Annotated in this window: 19 protein-coding genes; 6 read left to right on the top strand and 13 right to left on the bottom strand. The window is 38.5% G+C overall.

The genetic code is table 11. The features are described from left to right. The 5 genes from QZT73_RS05755 to QZT73_RS05735 form a co-directional block, all read right to left on the bottom strand. On the bottom strand, positions 1-680 hold a 680-nt coding region (locus QZT73_RS05755; protein ID WP_291787118.1), incomplete at its 3' end, for a 7TM-DISM domain-containing protein. 81 nt (positions 681-761) lie between these two features. Continuing rightward, positions 762-1,310, bottom strand: coding sequence for a hypothetical protein (locus QZT73_RS05750; RefSeq protein WP_291787116.1), 549 nt, complete (start codon positions 1,308-1,310; stop codon positions 762-764). Positions 1,311-1,449: 139 nt separating this feature from the next. Next, positions 1,450-1,989 (bottom strand): hypothetical protein, encoded by a 540-nt coding sequence (locus QZT73_RS05745; RefSeq protein ID WP_291783960.1) that lies wholly within the window; start codon positions 1,987-1,989, stop codon positions 1,450-1,452. Positions 1,990-2,119: 130 nt separating this feature from the next. Next, complete coding sequence (locus tag QZT73_RS05740; protein ID WP_291783958.1) at positions 2,120-2,377, bottom strand: YtxH domain-containing protein; 258 nt, start codon at positions 2,375-2,377, stop codon at positions 2,120-2,122. A gap of 125 nt (positions 2,378-2,502) precedes the next feature. Then, positions 2,503-3,597, bottom strand: a complete 1,095-nt coding sequence (locus QZT73_RS05735) for a DUF1573 domain-containing protein (protein ID WP_291787114.1) — start codon at positions 3,595-3,597, stop codon at positions 2,503-2,505. A 71-nt stretch (positions 3,598-3,668) separates the two neighbouring features. Here QZT73_RS05735 and trpS point away from each other — a divergent pair, with 71 nt between their 5' ends. Continuing rightward, entirely contained in the window at positions 3,669-4,640 is a 972-nt protein-coding gene (trpS, locus tag QZT73_RS05730; RefSeq protein WP_291783954.1) for a tryptophan--tRNA ligase, read from the top strand. A gap of 442 nt (positions 4,641-5,082) precedes the next feature. Here the strand turns inward: trpS and QZT73_RS05725 are convergent, their stop codons facing one another. Continuing rightward, the gene (locus QZT73_RS05725; RefSeq protein ID WP_291783952.1) at positions 5,083-5,505 is read right to left on the bottom strand and encodes a hypothetical protein; all 423 of its coding nucleotides are present in this window, start codon (positions 5,503-5,505) and stop codon (positions 5,083-5,085) included. Between the two features lie 224 nt (positions 5,506-5,729). Between QZT73_RS05725 and QZT73_RS05720 the strand changes: the two genes are divergently transcribed. Both QZT73_RS05720 and QZT73_RS05715 read left to right on the top strand, forming a co-directional pair. Next, entirely contained in the window at positions 5,730-6,146 is a 417-nt protein-coding gene (locus QZT73_RS05720) for a DUF6526 family protein (protein ID WP_291787112.1), read from the top strand. Between the two features lie 13 nt (positions 6,147-6,159). Beyond that, positions 6,160-6,573 (top strand): nuclear transport factor 2 family protein, encoded by a 414-nt coding sequence (locus tag QZT73_RS05715; protein ID WP_291783423.1) that lies wholly within the window; start codon positions 6,160-6,162, stop codon positions 6,571-6,573. An 82-nt stretch (positions 6,574-6,655) separates the two neighbouring features. On the opposite strand, the gene QZT73_RS05710 is transcribed toward QZT73_RS05715, so the two are convergent. The 7 genes from QZT73_RS05710 to QZT73_RS05680 form a co-directional block, all read right to left on the bottom strand. Further along, positions 6,656-8,257 carry a GMC family oxidoreductase N-terminal domain-containing protein gene (locus QZT73_RS05710; protein ID WP_291783421.1) on the bottom strand — a complete coding sequence of 534 codons (1,602 nt, stop codon included), beginning with the start codon at positions 8,255-8,257 and terminating at the stop codon, positions 6,656-6,658. A 179-nt stretch (positions 8,258-8,436) separates the two neighbouring features. Continuing rightward, positions 8,437-10,116, bottom strand: coding sequence for an AMP-binding protein (locus tag QZT73_RS05705; protein ID WP_291787110.1), 1,680 nt, complete (start codon positions 10,114-10,116; stop codon positions 8,437-8,439). Between the two features lie 131 nt (positions 10,117-10,247). Next, a complete protein-coding gene (locus QZT73_RS05700; RefSeq protein WP_291787107.1) occupies positions 10,248-11,405 on the bottom strand; it encodes an acyl-CoA dehydrogenase family protein in 1,158 nt (385 codons plus the stop codon). A 196-nt stretch (positions 11,406-11,601) separates the two neighbouring features. Beyond that, positions 11,602-13,137, bottom strand: a complete 1,536-nt coding sequence (locus QZT73_RS05695) for a M20/M25/M40 family metallo-hydrolase (RefSeq protein ID WP_363331085.1) — start codon at positions 13,135-13,137, stop codon at positions 11,602-11,604. Between the two features lie 126 nt (positions 13,138-13,263). Next, complete coding sequence (locus QZT73_RS05690) at positions 13,264-13,845, bottom strand: hypothetical protein (RefSeq protein WP_291783409.1); 582 nt, start codon at positions 13,843-13,845, stop codon at positions 13,264-13,266. A 177-nt stretch (positions 13,846-14,022) separates the two neighbouring features. Continuing rightward, on the bottom strand, positions 14,023-14,604 hold the full coding sequence (locus QZT73_RS05685) for a DUF3244 domain-containing protein (RefSeq protein ID WP_291787102.1): 582 nt from the start codon (positions 14,602-14,604) through the stop codon (positions 14,023-14,025). 373 nt (positions 14,605-14,977) lie between these two features. Beyond that, positions 14,978-15,493: an acyl-CoA thioesterase gene (locus QZT73_RS05680; RefSeq protein ID WP_291784809.1), complete on the bottom strand. Its 516-nt coding sequence runs from the start codon at positions 15,491-15,493 to the stop codon at positions 14,978-14,980. 136 nt (positions 15,494-15,629) lie between these two features. On the opposite strand from QZT73_RS05680, the gene pxpA reads away from it, so the two are divergent. The 3 genes from pxpA to QZT73_RS05665 form a co-directional block, all read left to right on the top strand. Then, positions 15,630-16,337, top strand: coding sequence for a 5-oxoprolinase subunit PxpA (gene pxpA, locus QZT73_RS05675; protein WP_291787100.1), 708 nt, complete (start codon positions 15,630-15,632; stop codon positions 16,335-16,337). A gap of 2 nt (positions 16,338-16,339) precedes the next feature. Further along, positions 16,340-17,050 (top strand): 5-oxoprolinase subunit PxpB, encoded by a 711-nt coding sequence (pxpB, locus tag QZT73_RS05670; RefSeq protein WP_291784813.1) that lies wholly within the window; start codon positions 16,340-16,342, stop codon positions 17,048-17,050. Then, on the top strand, positions 17,043-17,842 hold an 800-nt coding region (locus QZT73_RS05665), incomplete at its 3' end, for a biotin-dependent carboxyltransferase family protein (protein ID WP_291787097.1). The genes pxpB and QZT73_RS05665, both read left to right, overlap by 8 nt.

The raw sequence follows: 17,842 nt of genomic DNA, 5'->3' as shown, positions 1-17,842 counted from the left end.
GCCACGAAGATCAGGTAGATGCGCTCCCGTAAATACACATATAGCAACAGTGCAAATAATATAGCAAAACCCAAGATGGTACTTATCCCACCAAATAATGCTGCCCTATTGACCTCAAAAACCCAAAAGGAATCCAAATTGTCCAAAAAAAAGGGAATGTAGGTATTTCTCCCTCTTGAATCAGCCTTCAGGAGTAGGATTACTTTTTCTTTAGGTTTTAGCGAAATATGGTATGAAATGAGCCTGGTATCCATATCTCTTTGGTTGTTATGGATTCCATATCCCGACAACAGACTGTCTAAAAGTATGCCTTCTTCACTAAAAATATAGAGTGTACCTTCCAATATAGAAGCACTTGCGGGACTAAAAATAACTGAATTTTCTCTGTTTAGCGCATTTTCCAATGGTAAGGCAAACCACCAAATGGATTGGCTAAAACCCTTATTGAAAAGATTAGGGTGTCCCAAAGGTTGGAATTCTTCCTGGGAAAAGTGCTGAAATATAGTTTCCACATGAGAGTTGACGGGGTCCTCCAGAAAAAACAGGTGTTTTCCTAGAGGATAGTCTTCTTTGTCTTCTATCAATAGAAATTCAGGTGTAAATGCAATATCATTTGCCAAGGCTTCAGATAATCCAAATATTACAAATGCAGAAAAAAGTAAAACAAGTGGTTTACACATATTTAATCTTTGCTTCTAAAATAATATTTGAAAGAATGGTAAAAAATACCTTGTACAGGGTATTTTTATGTTTCTAAAAAATTATTTTTCCGGTACTTTGGAAGAAAAAGGATAGTTTATATTTTCATTTTTATCCTTGGATTCCTCGATTTTGGTCTTTTTGAAAAATTTTTGTAGTTCATTTTCAATAATTTTAATGCCTTTGACATTGTCTTCATTGAATCGTAATTCCCTTTTAATCATGAGGTTAAACATGGGCAGACCAATGCGGCTTAAAGGGAAAATATACTGATTAAAATCCTTTTTTTTCTGTCGTAAAACCCCCTTGAGTCCCTTTTCTGTAAAAATCACAAATACTAATCTGACCTTTCCTGAAACCCAAATAGATGTAAGATTTTCGTGAGAAATGAAAAAATAAGGTTTATCAAAAAGGTCTACAAAAGTGCTTTCGTCTTCTAGAGATTTACCACCGAGAAAAAAATCAAAAGGTTTTCCTAAAGGAATTCCCAGAGAACAACTGTTTTCAAATGTTCCGATTTCTAATGCATCTTCACAATTCCCATCAAACAGCAAGTAACCAGTAACATATTCAGTTAGGCTGTCTTCCGGTAAAATAAAATCTTGCTGCATGCTATTGTTTAGGTATTGAATCCTTCAGACAAATCTAACTGTTTACGAACATTAAATGAATACCCCTTATGGGGTATTTTGACTTTTTAGCCTTGATTAAATTATAAATAATTGATAAACAGTATTTTAAATTAAATATTTATGAAAGAAAAGGAAATTCTTTATCGAAATCAACTTCTTCTTGTTCACTTTGCATTTTTTGGCTTTTTTGGAAAAAACGCAATAACTCTTCTTCTATAATTCGAATTCCAGCATTATTATCCTGATTAAAACGGAGCTTTCTTTTAACGGTTAAACCAAATACCGGTAAGCCCAGTGCATTCAAAGGGAACACTGCTTCATGGAATTGAGGGTTTTTTTCATGTAAAAATACCTCCAGTCCAAAATTTGTAAATTTGACAAATACTAACCTTGTATTTTTTCTTACATTTAGATAGTCAATTGATTTACTGTCCCAAAACATAATGGGCTTATCGAAAGAAGAAAAGGATACCTCTTCAAATTCACCAAGAGCGGGACCAGCGTAATAAAAAAAAGGTTTTCCTAGGGGTAAGCCAAGTGCAACTTCAAATTCACATGACCGCATACTGATTTTTTCCTCATTTGCTGCCTCAACAAAAAAGTAGTTTGAAACAAAAGCAGACAATTTGCTTGTAGGTAAAATTACTTCTGTTTTCATAGTTCAACTAGGGCTCTGGAATACTTACCTAAAGGTAGTAAAAATTAGCTGCTCTAAAAATACCCTGAACAGGGTATTTTTAGCATAAAAAAAGGGAGACTTTTGCCTCCCTTTAAACAATTTTTGACGCTTACTTGGTGACTTTATCGACCTCAGCCTTGGCTTTTTTTGCCAATTTATCGACTTCAGTACTGACGTCTGATACTTTTTTTGTGAGGTTATCGAAGAATCCGTTCATTTTACCCGTAAGGTCATCGAAATATTCTCCCCCTTTTTTAGAGATTTTTTTTCTTGTATTTTCTCCCTTATCAGGGGCAACCAATATACCGATTTGAACACCTACAGCTGCACCAACCAAGGCGCCTAAAATAAATTTTGTAGAACTCATGTTATAATTTTTAAATGTGAGAAATAAAATAAAGATTGGTTTTTTAAAGTTGCACCCGCAACCTAAACCCGTTGATTATATATCAACTTCCATACCATTTATACGTAAAAAACTGTCTTTCCGTTCTACTTTATGTTACTTTTTATTGTAATTGTCTTTACAGGACTGATAGGATCATTGGTGAATAGGGTAATATGCTTGTGGTCTATGCCTCTCCTTCCTTTGGGGTCAAATTCGAACGCTATACTTCCTCGTTGACCAGGAATCAATATTTCATCTGATAACGTAATTTCTAAACAATCGCAATTACCCATCACTTTTCGGATATGCAGATCCTCGCTTCCGAGGTTATCGATATAAAGACTTTTGGAAACTTTTCTATTGGCATTGATTTCCTTCAGGTCTATTTCTGATTCAGAGAGGCCTACTCTTGGCACTACAGACTCCATACTTCTGGGCACTGGATCAAAATATTCAAAAACTACAGCAGTCAATTTTAAGTCTAAGGGTACTTCTTCTTCTCCAATAGTTAAAGAAATATTTTCCTCAAAATATCCCAAGTCTGATTTTATAGCACCATCATAAGCAATTTGTAAGAAACCCCTTTCTCTTTGGGGGATCATTTCTGGTATCAGAACGAGGTGTAAATGAAGCGGAAGATCCAACTGCTCCAAGGCCAAAGAAAGGGAGTCAGAACCAAAATTATAAACTTCTACGAATTTTGTTTTGGGTATATTGGTAAAAACATTTCCCATGTGAACTGTGGGAAGTCTAAAACCAAATGCCCCTTTTCGGTGAGGATAAGCCAAATCTTTATTTTCGGGCAGGGGCAAATTGATGCCTTCCAAATAAAGGGTATCCCCTACGCTGTCTCTATTTGTCCGGACTATAATGGCTTTGGAAAACTGCCCTCCTCTGTAGTCTGGGTCAAAGCGAACCTGTATGTCAGCTATTTTGTCGGTCAATAAGGTATCCTGACTGTATCCCACTGCTGTACAGCCACAATCTGTAATGACCTCAGTAATGTAAATGCTATCCTGATGAGGATTAAGTCCATAAAAGGTAGCCTCTACTACGCCATTTTCCTCTAACACAGGACCCAAATCAATAGACTTTTGCTCCCAGAGCAATAATTTTCTATCAAGTGTTTGGGCATCAAGCGGTAAAGCGAATAATCCAAAAATTAGAAGACACAAAGAGTAACATGCAAACTGATTCATATGGGCAAATAACGGAAAAATTTAAGCGTATTGTATCTTTAATTAATTAATTTGCGCGAAATTTTGAAAGCATGGCTAGAGTACTTACAGGAATACAGAGTTCAGGAAGACCTCATTTGGGAAACATACTAGGAGCAATTCTACCTGCGATTGAATTGACCAAAAAAGACAACAATGAATCCTTTATTTTCATTGCGGATATGCACTCTCTGACCACTATCAAAGATGGTGCTTTGAGAAGAGAGAATACCCTTGCTGTAGCTGCTGCCTGGTTGGCATTTGGCTTGGATATCAATAAAACAGTATTTTACAGACAATCTATGATACCAGAAGTAGCAGAACTGACCTGGTACCTCAGTTGTTTTACACCTTATCCCATGTTGGCCAATGCGCATAGCTTTAAAGACAAATCAGACCGCTTGGCTGATGTCAATGCAGGCCTTTTTACTTATCCTGTACTCATGGCAGCAGATATTCTCCTCTATGAGGCAAATATCGTCCCTGTGGGAAAAGACCAGTTACAGCATCTGGAAATCAGCAGAGATATTGCCAGTACTTTTAACCATAAAGTGGAAGAAGAAATATTAACTATTCCGGAAGCTAGGATTTCTGAGGATGTAATGATTATTCCAGGTACAGATGGGCAGAAAATGAGTAAGTCTTATAACAACTATATTGACATCTTTCTACCTGAAAAGGCACTTAAAAAGAATATCAATAGCATTGTGACAGATTCCACCCCTTTGGAGGATCCCAAAAACCCGGATACCTGCAATGTTTTCAAATTATTTTCATTGATAGCTAGCCAAGAACAAACTGCTGCACTTAGGTCTAAATACCTGGCAGGTAACTTCGGTTATGGACATGCCAAAAAGGAGTTTTTGGACCTTATTTTGAGCAAATATGCAGAGGAAAGAAGACTTTTCGATTACTACATGTCCCATCCTGAGGAGTTAGAAGCAAGGTTATCAGAAGGAGAGAATAAAGCCAGGATGATAGCCCGCAACATTCTACAACAGGTCAGGGAAAAATTGGGATTTTGATATAAGCTTGTCTTGGTCGAAAAAGAAACCAAGACAACTTGAGAATATAAAATTAGGTATTTACGGAGAAGGATCTCCTCTGTTTTGGGAGACCCTTCGCTTCACTCAGGGTGACGGTTCCAATTATCTGTCATTGGTAGTTTTTAAAATTTGACATTTACAGAAAGGTAATGACAGTTATTGAAACGTCATGCTGAGCGGAGCTTGCGGAGTCGAAGCATCCCCTCTTATTTTGGGAGACCCTTCGCTTCACTCAGGGTGACGGTTCCAATTATCTGTCATTGGTAGTTTTTAAAATTTGACATTTACAGAAAGGTAATTACAGTTATTGAAACGTCATGCTGAGCGGAGCTTGCGGAGTCGAAGCTTCTCCCATCTTATAGGAGACCCTTCGCTTCACTCAGGGTGACGGTTACTGAAGTCTGTCATTGGTACCAGACCATTACCTTGCCACCCAAAGATCCTTCATGGATTTACCGTTGATCTGTAGGACAAACCTTGCGGGATTAGGAACTAAAACCAACCTCACATCCATTTTGTCAAATTGTTCAGATTCCAAAGGAACGCCTTCTCTACCAATGACCTCGTAAGTTACTTTACCGTATGCATCCGGCACCATGACATGATACTCATTTGCGAGATAAGCAGAAGGTAAAAGCACCTCATTGTCAGATTTGAGCTGTGCATAAATCTTTTCTAAAATATCCTCCAACTCATCACCGTAATTCTCATTGAAATTATCCTCTAGGTCATGCATTTCCTCCTCAATATCATCATAGGCCTCATCAGCATAAGAGATTTTGCTCAGGGCAATCCTTTTTTCTACAATGGTATTCAGGTCTTCGTCGAGTTTTTTGTAATCCATTTTCTTTGTTTGATTAAAGTTACGAAGGTATAGAATATGACAACTTATTCCAAAACTCTTTTCCTTTGGCATGCTATAAAAAAAACTTCCTTTTTCAATGAAAAAAGAGTAAATAGAGGGAGTTAGGCCATTGAAAACCAAAAAAATCTATACTGATCAATAATCTTTTTGATAGATGGCTGCTTTTGCATTAAATTGTAGCAATTAACCATATTTTACAATTCATGCAAACCTTTAAAAACCACACCCAGTATTATCCACTTCATCATTTTGTAATTACTCCCCTGACTTTGATTTATTTTTTTTGGACATTAAATAATCTATTTACTGCTATTGGTTCAAGAATTCATATCACACAGCAATTATATCATTTGTGTGGAGCTGTCATTTTATTAATCCTACCATTATTAGCGAGAATTTATGCACTTAAAAATCAGGACAGGATCATCCGTTTGGAAGTGAGGCAGCGGTATTTTGAACTTACAGGGAAATCATTTCGTGAAAATGAAAACAAGCTCAGACTTTCTCAGATCATTGCCCTGAGGTTTGCAGGAGATAATGAATTTTTGCCTTTAATGGAAAAGGCAATCAATGAAGGAATGAGATCTAAATCTATTAAACAATCCATTGAAAATTGGTAGGAGGATATAAGACGTGTTTAAATATTTAACCATTATAATGGCCTTTTTGGCTTTTAGTAAAGTGAATGGCCAACAGGAAATTGAAAAAATAGCAGAGAAATTGGCTCAGGAACAATTGGAAGCCTACAATGCAAGAGACATTGAAGCCTTCGTTTTGCCCTATGCCGAGGATGTAAAAGTCTTTAATTTTCCTGATCAATTGCTCTACCAAGGTAAAGAAGAAATGTATGGACTTTATGGACGCATGTTTTCAAGAACGCCTGATCTACATTGTAAACTAGTCAATCGGATGGTAATGGGAAATACAGTGATTGATCAAGAAGAGGTGACCATACAAAAAGGACAAGCGCCAATGCGTGCAATTGCGATTTATAAAATCAGTAATGGTAAAATTGCTGAGGTTTATTTTATCCGGGATGATCAATGAGCATCAAATATTGTAATCAGCTTTTCTAGTTTAACCAAAATCAATGGGAAAACAAGGATTTCCATAATGATATGGGATTTACTCAAACCTTTTCCAGAATCATTGCGGCAGCTTTCTCTCCAATCATAATACAAGCTGCATTGGTGTTTCCTGATACTATTGTCGGCATTATGGAAGCGTCTGCTACCCTTAGCCCTTGAATTCCCTTCACTTTCAATGAGGAATCCACCACAGAGAGATCATCATTCCCCATTTTACAGGTTCCTACAGGATGGTACAGGGTTTCAAGACTTTTTTTGATATGTGCTTCCAGGCCTTTTTCATCAAACTCTTTGGGAAAACAAACACCTCCATCCAGGTATTTTTGAAAAGGCTTGGACTCAAATACATTTTTAGCCATTAAAATCCCTTTCTTTAATACCTCGAGATCGTTTTTATTGGAAAGCAGGTTAGGCTGTATTAATGGGGCATCTAAAGGGTTATTGCTCTTCAAGCCCACATATCCTCTGCTTTCCGGACGGATGGCAATAACCAAAATACCTATTCCACTGCGCCAAGGATAAGTCTTTAAATCATAGATATCAGTGCTGTAATCATCTTTTATACCTGAAGGTGCCAAATGAAATTGGAGATTAGGTCTTTCTGAATCTTCATGAGTGCTTAAAAATGCATTAGCAGTCAGGGGGCTGTTTCCTAAAGCCCCCTTTTTCAAAAGCAGATACCGACCCAGTTCTGTGATTTGATTCCAGGGCTTGAGGGTGTTGTTATTGGTTGGGGTTTTGGTCCAAGCAGATACACCGGACCATACATGGTCAACGAGGTTCTGTCCTACACCTGGCAGGTGCATTACTGTACTGATCCCAAACTTTGAAAGTTGTTTGGAATCTCCAATACCTGAAAGCATCAAAATTTGAGGGGATTGAAATGCGCCCGCACTTAAAATCACTTCTTTTTTGCAGTAAATTTCACGCTTTTCGCCCTTTTTACTAAGGATTTCAACTCCTGATGCCTTGTTTTCCTGAAATAAAATTCGGGCGACCATGGTTGATGTCATCACTTCTAGGTTTTCCCTTTTCAATACGGGTTGGAGAAAAGCTGCCGCGGTACTGTGTCTAGCGTTGTTTTTGATAGTAAACTGTAACATAGAAGCTCCAAATTGATGAGCTCCGTTGTATTCTTCATTATGAGGAATATTGTTTTCTGAACATGCCTGAATAAATACATGACCAAGTGGATGGGGCTGCCGGGAGTAGCTGACATGTAAAGGCCCTTCTTTGCCATAAAATTCTCCTTTGAAATCTGCATTATTTTCAGATTTGACAAAGTATGGAAGAACCTCTTTGTAAGACCACCCCTTATTTCCTAAGGCAGCCCATTCATTGTAATCTTCTTTATTTCCCCTAACATAAGCCATTGCATTGGTACTGCTGCTTCCTCCTAAAACTTTTCCTCTTGGAATAAAAATCTTCCTACGATCCACATGTTCCTGTGGTTCTGTCCAAAATGCCCAATCCACTTCTGAACGGTGAAGTTGTGCATAAGCACCTGGAATTTTAATTTCCAGTTTTTTGTCCTTATCTCCCGCTTCAATTAAAAGGACTTTATTTTTCGGGTCTTCAGATAAGCGATTGGCCAGCACGCATCCTGAGGACCCGGCACCAATTATGATGTAATCAAATGTCATTGGCTAATGTGGGTTTATTTTGATAAAAATTTAACCAATATGTTTCTTAAAATAAAGCTTTTATCAAAAAAGACTTATAAATAATGGACCCCTGCCAAAAATTCAGAAACAGGGGTCCTTTTAATCAGTAAGCAAAACCTAACCCATCAGTATTTATTTAACTGAAGCGGAGATTAGTCTTAAGCAAATGTCTTTTCATGCATTTCTTTAATCTTCCGCCTTAGGATCTTTCCTACATTGGTTTTTGGCAATTCATCTGCAAAGTACACCTCTCTTGGCACTTTGTAATTGGTGAGTTCATTTCTGCAATGGGCGATAATTTCCTCAGCTGTGACAGATTTATCCTTTGGTACTACATAGGCCACCACTTTTTCCGTAGACTTTTCATCAGGCATGCCTATTACGCCTGTTTCCAATACTTTTGGATGCATGGCAATGGCATTTTCCACCTCATTGGGATACACATTGAAGCCAGATACCAGGATCATCTCTTTCTTCCTGTCCACAATTTTCACAAAGCCATCCTCATCAATCACAGCAATATCTCCAGTTTTGAACCATTCCCCATCCATCACCTGCTCTGTTTCTTCCGGACGATTCCAATAACCTCTCATTACCTGAGGGCCTTTGATACATAATTCCCCTCTTTCTCCCGCTTTCAAATCTTTGCCATTATCATCAATCACTTTAATGTCAGTATTGGGAAGTGGTATGCCAATGGTTCCTATTCTTTCTGTTCCATCTATCGGATTACAAACTGCCACAGGAGAGGTTTCGGTTAATCCATAGCCTTCTGCCAAGGGCGTTCCTGTTACCTTTTCCCATTTCTCGGCTGTGGCTTTTTGTACGGCCATGCCTCCTCCCACTGCAACTTTTAAAGCAGTGAAATCCAACTTACCGAAAGTATCTTGATTTAGCAGTCCGTTAAAGAGGGTATTGACTCCGGTAATGACAGTAAATTTGTGCTTTCCCAATTCCTTGATAAAGCCGGGCATATCCCTTGGGTTGGTAATCAATACGTTGTGGGCACCGATTTTCAACATGGCAAGACAATTGACCGTCAAAGCAAAAATATGGTACAAGGGCAGGGCTGTAATGACGATTTCTTCCCGTTCTTTAAGTTTAGGTTTCATCCAAGCAGAAATTTGCTGCATGTTGGCTACAATATTTCCATGAGTGAGATCTGCACCCTTAGAAACACCCGTCGTCCCACCAGTATATTGTAGAAAAGCAGTATCCTTAAGAGTCATTTCCTGCCTTTTGAAAGTTGCTGCATTGGCACTGCCCATCATCTTTTTCCATGAAATGGATCTGGGAAGGTTATATGCGGGAACCATTTTTTTCACATGCTTTACAACTAAGTTTACCAGGGTACCTTTTAAGCCACCCAACATATCACCCAACTCGGTTACGATCACATGTTTGGCATGGATTTCATGGCGGATTTTTTCAAGATTACTGGCAAAATTGGCCACAATCACAATGGCATCAACTCCGGCATCATCAAATTGATGTTTCATTTCCCTTGGAGTGTAAAGAGGATTGGTATTGACCACTACCATACCTGCCCTGAGGGTTCCAAAAAGAGCAATGGGATATTGAAGACAATTGGGCATCTGAATGGCCACCCTGTCCCCTTTTTTCATATTCAGGTCATTTTGAAGGTAAGAGGCAAATTTCATTGAGAGTTGATCCACCTCATTGAAAGTGATGGTTTTTCCCATACATTCGTAAGCGATGGCATCACCGAAATTTTTGACGCTCTCTTCGAAAAGGTTTACTACAGAACTATATGCGGTAACATTAATTTCTGCATCGACGGCTGATGGATAAAACTTGAACCAAGGAAAATTATGCATAGAAAGATTTATTTTGGGTTGATTAGAATTTATTTAATGGTGACGAAATATAAATGATAATTGTTTGTTTCTAAAATGAAAAAACCACTTTCCTTTAAATGAAAAGTGGTTTTTATACAAATAATCCATTTTTATTTGAGCAATTTCCGAACAATCAGCTCTTTCATAATTTCATTGGTGCCTGCATAAATTCGCTGTACTCGGGCATCAGCGAAAGCCCGGGCCACCGGATATTCCCACATGTAACCATAACCTCCATGCAATTGCACACACTCGTCAGAAACCCAGCATTGCAGTTCAGTGAGCAGGTATTTTGCTGAAGAAGCCATTGCAGGATCAACCTTTTTATCATTGTGTAAGCTGACTAATTGATCACAATACATCCTTCCCTGCTCTAGCTTTGCCCCCATTTCAGCCAGTTTGAACCTGGTATTTTGAAAGTCAGAGATACTTTTACCAAACGCTTTGCGCTGCTGAACGTATTCCAAAGTTGAAAGAAAGGCCGATTCCGCGAGGGCTACTGCTGCCAGTCCCACGATCAACCGTTCCTGTGCCAATTCTGTCATCAAATATTTAAAACCTTCTCCTACTTTTCCAAGCAGGTTTTCTTTTGGAACCCTAACATCTTCAAAAAAGAGTTCACAGGTATCCTGGGCATGAAGGCCTACTTTTTCAAATGGAACGCCCTTAGAAAAGCCTTCCATATTCTTATCCAAAATAAATAAACTAATACCTTTGGCACCTAGTTTCGGGTCAGTTTTAGCAGCTACCACAACTACATCCGCGAGATAGCCATTGGTGATAAACGTCTTGGAACCGTTAATCAGGTAATGGTCTCCCATATCAACAGCAGTAGAGCGGATGGCCTGCAAATCACTTCCAGCACCTGGTTCGGTCATGGCTACAGCTGAAATCAAGTCTCCACTGATCATACCGGGGATATATTTGGCTTTGGCTTCCTCGGTTCCATAGTGAAGAATATAAGGGAATACAATATCATTATGGAGGGGGTAACCAATCGCCGGACCAGAGCAACCGCTTAAACCCAGTTCTTCAACCAAAATCGCGTTATACCTAAAATCCTGAATGTTTAAGCCTCCGAATTGTTCCGGAGCTTGTATGCACAAAAAACCATTGTCTCCTAGTTTTTTCCAGGATTCTCGGGAAACCATCTTATTTTTTTCCCACTCCGCATTATAAGGGGTGATTTCTTTTGCAATAAAATCTTTTATGGATTGACGGAACATCTCATGTTCCTCATTGAAAATTGTTCGGATGACAGAATACATATTGGTATTTGGGTTTATAAACTTTCAAAATTAAATCCTGACAAGAGATAGAATTTGGGTCATTTTTCTTATAAAATTAGGAAAAATAGGCGTGTTGACCAATTTTTTTTGGATGCCATTTATTGGATGAAAAAAAACCGCATGTACAGAAGAATGGCTCTGTACATGCAGCTTATTACTTAGCTTGGCGGGAATATTATTTCCAGGGTTTCCTTGGTAATTTTTCGTCCCTTTGTGCAGTATTGTAAACCATGGCTGCAATGATGACCGCGGCTTGGGTCATATCTGCAAACTGCATCCTTTCATACACATCCATATTGGTATGGTAACCACGTCCATAATCAATAGGATCCTGGATAAACTGAAAGCCCGGAACACCCACCGCATCAAATGCTACATGGTCTGTTGAACCTGTGTTCCTTCTGGTGATTGTTTTGGCTCCCATTTCATGAAAAGGTTTGAACCATTCTTCAAAGACTGGAACCAGCATATCATTGCCTTCCAAGTAGATTCCCCTTATTTTTCCAGAGCCATTGTCCAGATTGTAGTAAGCGGATATTTTGTCCCATTCAGCTTTTTTCTCTTTGGTATTTCTATCGGCCACATACTTTTGAACATAACCTCTAGAGCCAAATAAGCCTTGCTCTTCCTCACCCCAAAGTGCAATTCGTATGGTTCTTTTTGGCTGGAAGCCAAGTTCTTTCAAAATACGGATGGCTTCCATCATGACGACAACACCAGCTGCATTGTCATTGCCGCCAGTTCCTGCATGCCAGCTGTCCAAATGTGCTCCTAACATTACAATTTCACTTCCCAAATTCCGATCTGTTCCTGGAATTTCAGCCAACACATTGTAACCCCTGTAATCATCATCCAGCCATTCTACATCTACTTCAGCCTCAATTTCCACAGTAATTCCTTTCTTTAATAGTCTATAGATCCTTCCATGATGCTCTGCTGCAATTTCAAGTTCTGGAACTGTAGGCAGTTTTTCTTTACTGAAGGATCCTGCTCTGGTATGGAAAACTGTTCCAAAATTTCCTCTTGTTCCTGTGATTCTTAATCCAACCTCTTCTTCCAATAAAAATTTGCTCAATTTTTGATCTAATTCTCTTTGTGCCCGAAGTTGAGCCAGCATTTCAGGTGTATACCTTCCCGTTCTTCCACCAATAGTGATTTCCTTTCTTGCTTCCAAATCCTCATCTGTCCATCTTCTGGCTTCTGCCTCAAAAGCTGGACTTAACTGCAGGTTAGAAGCGATGGTTATAACCTTTCCCTTCAGTGTGCCTCTGTATTTTTCAAAATCGGCATCAGAATTGATTTCCAGTAAAACAACTTCTGAACTTACCGCACCATTGGTACCATTGGTCCATGCTTTTGGATAACCAATCACCTGGGCATAGTAAGGCACTTTCATGGCAATGTAGGATTTTTTAACATTCCATCCCCGCCCAAAATCTCCATAATCATCAATCTTAACATTGCTCAATCCCCATTCTTTGAATTTTTCGGCAGTCCATTCCCTTGCATTTCGAAGGTTGGTGGATCCAGAAAGTCGAGGACCTAGATAATCCGTCAAATAAAATGACAATTCTTCAATCTGAGAATTTCCGATACCTTCCGACTTGATACGGTGCATCATCTCGAGGTCGGCTTTTTCCTGCGCAAAAAGACTTCCTGAACTTAAGATAAAAACCAGGTAAATAGCCGTCAATCTGTTCAAATAATTCATCATAAATAACCTTAATTTTTCTTTTCCAAAAATGCGAAAAAAAAATTGCAGCAAGTAACCGATAATGTAAAAAACTAAAAAACCCTGTGCTGTAAAGCACAGGGTCCAATTTACATTCCTTTTGATTTAAAGTAAAAAGCTTCTGCTTCTTCCATCTTGGTCAGTTACCCTAACCATCAAGCCATCTAATGATTTATTTTCCATGCGGTAAATTTTAGAAAATGCTTCAGGATGATCTATTACTTGGTTAAAGAGATTTTTCCCAAAGGAATCCGATATTTCTACCCTTACACCGGGCTTATCCAGTCCTACTACGGTCAATTGAAAAGATGAGTCATCTAATTTTTTACTGTAGGCAACTAAAGGGAACTGCTTGGGAGTTTTTAGCTCTTTTACAACTTGGTGGATAATTCTTTGCTCGGAGCCATCCCTTTGTTTGATCTTTATTTGGTATTCTCCATCAGGCAATTGGGACAAGTCAAAGGGAACGATGACATTGCGATCCGCATTTACCCTAGTAGTATGGATAAATCTACCATCAGCTTCCAAAATATTGACATGAACCCTGCCAATTCCCTCAGGTAGAATAACCTTCATCCTCTGATCCTGAGCTTTTACTTTAATCAGTTCATTGATGCTTTCTTCAGTGTCATTGGCTGGACTGAATCCCAGTCCAGCTATCAATGCAAGCGTTAATAAAATTTTCATAATTGTTTTATTTAAGTTGGTTAGTATTCAGCATTACTTACGTATGACTTATACTCCAGTTTATGGATTGGATCGAATTTTAACCTGTTTAACTATTAAATTTTTTAATCTTAAAGACATGGTTTTTTTATGGATTCTTAACAATGCCTTATAAGCAGGTTAATTATTTCTTTTTCCTTACATTATCTTTTGTCTACCCCTGGCATCGGTGACCGGTACCTTTACATCTTGAGTTTTCATGTTTTGTAAATGATAGACCTTAGTAAACGCTTCCGGTTGATCAATTTTTTCTTCAAAAATTTCTCGACCATTTTTGTCAAATAGCTGTACCCTTACACCTGGACTATCTAATCCCAAAACTGTAATCTTAAGCGCTTCTTGATCCAAATCTTTCCTAAATGCTACCAAAGGCAATTCAGCTTTCGTAAGCTTTCTTTCAATTGCAAAAGTTGCTGTCTCTGGAGAAGTAAATTTTGAGCCAGTTTCAATTTTCAATTGATAATGACCGACTGGAAGTTCAGATAAGTCATAGGGAACCATTACATCATTTTTTACAAAAACGGTTTGTTGATGCAGTTTTTGACCTTTGACATCCAATACTTCAAGTCTTACTTTCCCTAAGCCTTCTTTTAGGATTACCTTTACCTTGTTGTTGCTGTTTTTGACTTCAGTCAAAGCCTCCAAGTTTTCATTTGTTGCGTTTGCATAACCGCCCAAGCCTAGTGTAGCGATCAATGTCATTGTTAAAATCTTTTTCATTTTTGTGGTTTGTTTAAGTTGGTACTGTGTTTCATTTCATCTTTTGTACCACAAAAAAATTCACCACTTCCTAAATGAAATTTCGCGCTTTGATTTCATGAAAAAATATTAAAACAAATGAAAACAGATAGTTAAATACCTGAAAAAAATCCAGAAAAATGTTTCAAGCTTGAACATCTCCAACAAAGATTGTCCCAATTTGAGACAGTTTTACTTCAATTGAATCCAAAAAGTATAGCTCCTAAGGTTGCATGAATTGGCTGAACTTTTTAAAGATTATTTTTAAAAAGTTTCCCATTGGAATTGTTTCCTCTAAAAAAGAAAAATGGACCTGTACGGTAGCGCACAGGCTTTGTTCTCCAAACGGTCAATTTTAACCTTCGGCTAATTTTTGTTTGAGCGTTTTCACCCTTTCAGAAATTGAAATATCACTTATATCCAAGTTTTCGCTGGTGGCTTTTAAGAAATCAAGAACTCCCCCGGTATGATCCGTTGATTTCCCTTCCTTTATGGTAACATAGCGCATAGTGGTCCATAGCAGGGTTTTGAGCTCTTTTTTAGAATCATCGGTCATGTAATATTCCAAAACCACGGTATTATTGTTATACCAAAGCAATCTACTCATTATCCTAATCCATTCTCCCACCCTTGCAGGCCTCACATAGGAAATGTTGTGGTTATAAACCACCCAGGCAGCTTTGTACTTTTGGATCATATCAATCATTTCCAGGCCGTATAGTTTGGGGACCTGATCTTCCCTTGCATTGAAGAAATAATCAAAATATTTGGCATTATTCAGGTGTTGCAAAGGATCACAATCCTGAAAACGGATAACCACCCTACTTTCGGTTTCTTTTGGATAATGTTTTTCCGGATTAAATTCGAACATAGTGCATATTGGATTTGGACAAAGTTACAAAATTGAATGAATAGGTCAGTGACTTCTGCTCAAGCTCAAGGTTTTTTTGCTCATAATAAGCTAAAAAGAAAATAAAACTTATTTTAGCACTTAAAAGCACTGGCTGATGGAGATCAATTGCGATTTGGGTGAAGGATTGGAAAATGATGCACAACTGATGCCTTACTTGGATAGCTGTAATATTGCTTGTGGGGGCCATGCAGGAAATCCCGACAGCATTCGGAAAACAGTTAGGTTGGCAAAAATTTTTCAGGTAAAAGTAGGTGCCCATCCCTCCTATCCAGACCTTGTGAACTTTGGCCGGAGAGTTATGGACATTTCTCCCGCGGTTTTAAAAAACCAGCTCATTGATCAAATACAACAAATTCAATATATCTGTGAGGAAGAAAAATATCCGTTGACGCATGTTAAGCCTCATGGTGCACTTTATAACGAACTCGCTAAGAACCATGAACTTGCAATGATTTTCTGTGACCTCCTTCAGGAAAATTTTCCAGGTAAAATCCTTTATTCCCCTCCTAATTCAATTATCGAAAATCAGGCAAGAAAGAGAAAAATTCCACTTATGTTGGAAATTTTTGCTGATCGGAATTATAATGAAGATTATTCCTTGGTCAATCGGATGCATGCAAATGCGCTGATAACCGATCAGGAGGAAGCTTTGGCACATGTTCGCCTGATGCTGGAAGAGAAGAAAATCAAAACCCTCTCAGGACTTTATATTGCTATCCATGCAGATACCATATGTATTCATGGTGATAATCCAGGAGCATTGAACATCTTGAAAATTATCCGTAAAAACCTTAACTTTTAAAAATGGATATCCGATACTTCCGTACCCATGAGAAATTGGTGGAGTTCACTTGGCCTCCAATTATTTCCGAAGAAATTCTTATGGAACTGAAACAAGTAGCGTCTTATCTCAATGAGTTTTACGGGGAAGGCATCAAAGAAATCAGGAAAGGCTATAATTCCCTTTCTTTACGCTTACATGTGGATATATCGGACCTGGATTGTCAGGAATTAATAGCCGAATTTAAAAACCTTCCTCTCAACAAAGGACAAGTGAAATCAAAAACTTGGCATTTTCCTGTTTTTTATGGCGGTACTGATGGCAAAGACCTCGTAAAACTGTCAAAAATACATAGAATGGAGCCGGAAGAAATTATTCAGCTACACAGTGCCCCTTCTTACTTTTTACATTTTTATGGCTTTCTTCCAGGGTTTATGTATTTAGGAGGCTTGGATCCAAAACTTTTTACTCCAAGAAAAGAACAACCTGAAAGAATAATTAAGGGCGGATCTGTGGCTATTGGAGGACATCAAACAGGAATTTACCCTCAAGATAGTCCAGGTGGCTGGTATGCTATTGGAAAATGCCCTGTTCATATTTTTGATATTAAGACTGATCCGCCTGTCCAAGCTCAAGTCGGAGATTATATCCGGTTTTTGGAAGTCGACAAACAAACCTTTGATGAGATCCATCACCTTTCTGCTTTGGGAAAATATAAATTGAATTATGATTAAAGTCCCTTCCTATATACATTTTACCAAGCCCGGTCTGATGACCTCAGTACAGGATTTGGGACGCTTTGGACTAGCAGCCTATGGGGTGCCCTACTCTGGTGCTATGGATAGGTACTCTCTTGCTCAGGTCAATTTTTTATTGTCCAATAAAAAAGGTTCTGCTGCATTGGAAATGTCCAACATGGGTCCTGAAATGGTGTTTGAGCGGGCGACCCGCATTGTGTTTGCCGGTGCTGAGGCGGATATTTTTCTCAACGGTAAAAAAAACATCAAAAACGGCCAGGTCATTGAAATTCAAGAAAATGACCAGATCATGGTCGGCAAATTCAGAAAGGGGCAATGGCTTTACATGGGAGTACAAGGAGGATTTGAAACTGAAGAGGTGGCAGGAAGCAGGAGTTGGTTTGCGCATATAACACCCAGGGAGCGGGCAGTAAAAAATGATGAAATTTGCTACCTCTCAGAAGAGGAGCGGTTTTACCCTCCTGTAGAGACCAAAGCCAGGGTACGGTCAGATTGGTACAGAACTACACAAATCAGTGTTTATCCCGGCCCTGAATGGGATAAGCTTCCACAATTACTGCAAAATCGAATTCTCAAAAAAACATTTACTGTTTCTGATATGATCAATCGTATGGCCTACCAATTAAAAGAGGAAATTTCCAATGAATTGTCTCCCATCTTAACCGCTCCTGTTTATCCTGGAACAGTACAATTGACCCCTTCAGGCAGACTCATTTTGTTGATGCGGGATGCGCAGGTTACAGGAGGTTATCCCAGAATCCTTCAAAT

The sequence above is a fragment of the Cecembia sp. genome, assembly GCF_007126775.1.
Taxonomy (GTDB): domain Bacteria; phylum Bacteroidota; class Bacteroidia; order Cytophagales; family Cyclobacteriaceae; genus Cecembia.
Note: the sequence above shows the minus strand (reverse complement) of the source record. Positions and strands in the feature narration are given on the sequence as shown.

Bases quoted from the DNA above. Each gene is read 5' to 3' on its own strand.
- QZT73_RS05725 (WP_291783952.1), bottom strand. From the start codon at position 5,505: ATGGATTACAAAAAACTCGACGAAGACCTGAATACCATTGTAGAAAAA.
- QZT73_RS05685 (WP_291787102.1), bottom strand. From the start codon at position 14,604: ATGAAAAAGATTTTAACAATGACATTGATCGCTACACTAGGCTTGGGC.
- pxpA (WP_291787100.1), top strand. From the start codon at position 15,630: ATGGAGATCAATTGCGATTTGGGTGAAGGATTGGAAAATGATGCACAA.
- QZT73_RS05740 (WP_291783958.1), bottom strand. From the start codon at position 2,377: ATGAGTTCTACAAAATTTATTTTAGGCGCCTTGGTTGGTGCAGCTGTA.
- QZT73_RS05700 (WP_291787107.1), bottom strand. From the start codon at position 11,405: ATGTATTCTGTCATCCGAACAATTTTCAATGAGGAACATGAGATGTTC.
- QZT73_RS05695 (WP_363331085.1), bottom strand. From the start codon at position 13,137: ATGAATTATTTGAACAGATTGACGGCTATTTACCTGGTTTTTATCTTA.
- QZT73_RS05710 (WP_291783421.1), bottom strand. From the start codon at position 8,257: ATGACATTTGATTACATCATAATTGGTGCCGGGTCCTCAGGATGCGTG.
- QZT73_RS05735 (WP_291787114.1), bottom strand. From the start codon at position 3,597: ATGAATCAGTTTGCATGTTACTCTTTGTGTCTTCTAATTTTTGGATTA.
- QZT73_RS05720 (WP_291787112.1), top strand. From the start codon at position 5,730: ATGCAAACCTTTAAAAACCACACCCAGTATTATCCACTTCATCATTTT.
- QZT73_RS05680 (WP_291784809.1), bottom strand. From the start codon at position 15,493: ATGTTCGAATTTAATCCGGAAAAACATTATCCAAAAGAAACCGAAAGT.
- trpS (WP_291783954.1), top strand. From the start codon at position 3,669: ATGGCTAGAGTACTTACAGGAATACAGAGTTCAGGAAGACCTCATTTG.
- QZT73_RS05745 (WP_291783960.1), bottom strand. From the start codon at position 1,989: ATGAAAACAGAAGTAATTTTACCTACAAGCAAATTGTCTGCTTTTGTT.
- QZT73_RS05690 (WP_291783409.1), bottom strand. From the start codon at position 13,845: ATGAAAATTTTATTAACGCTTGCATTGATAGCTGGACTGGGATTCAGT.
- QZT73_RS05705 (WP_291787110.1), bottom strand. From the start codon at position 10,116: ATGCATAATTTTCCTTGGTTCAAGTTTTATCCATCAGCCGTCGATGCA.
- QZT73_RS05750 (WP_291787116.1), bottom strand. From the start codon at position 1,310: ATGCAGCAAGATTTTATTTTACCGGAAGACAGCCTAACTGAATATGTT.
- pxpB (WP_291784813.1), top strand. From the start codon at position 16,340: ATGGATATCCGATACTTCCGTACCCATGAGAAATTGGTGGAGTTCACT.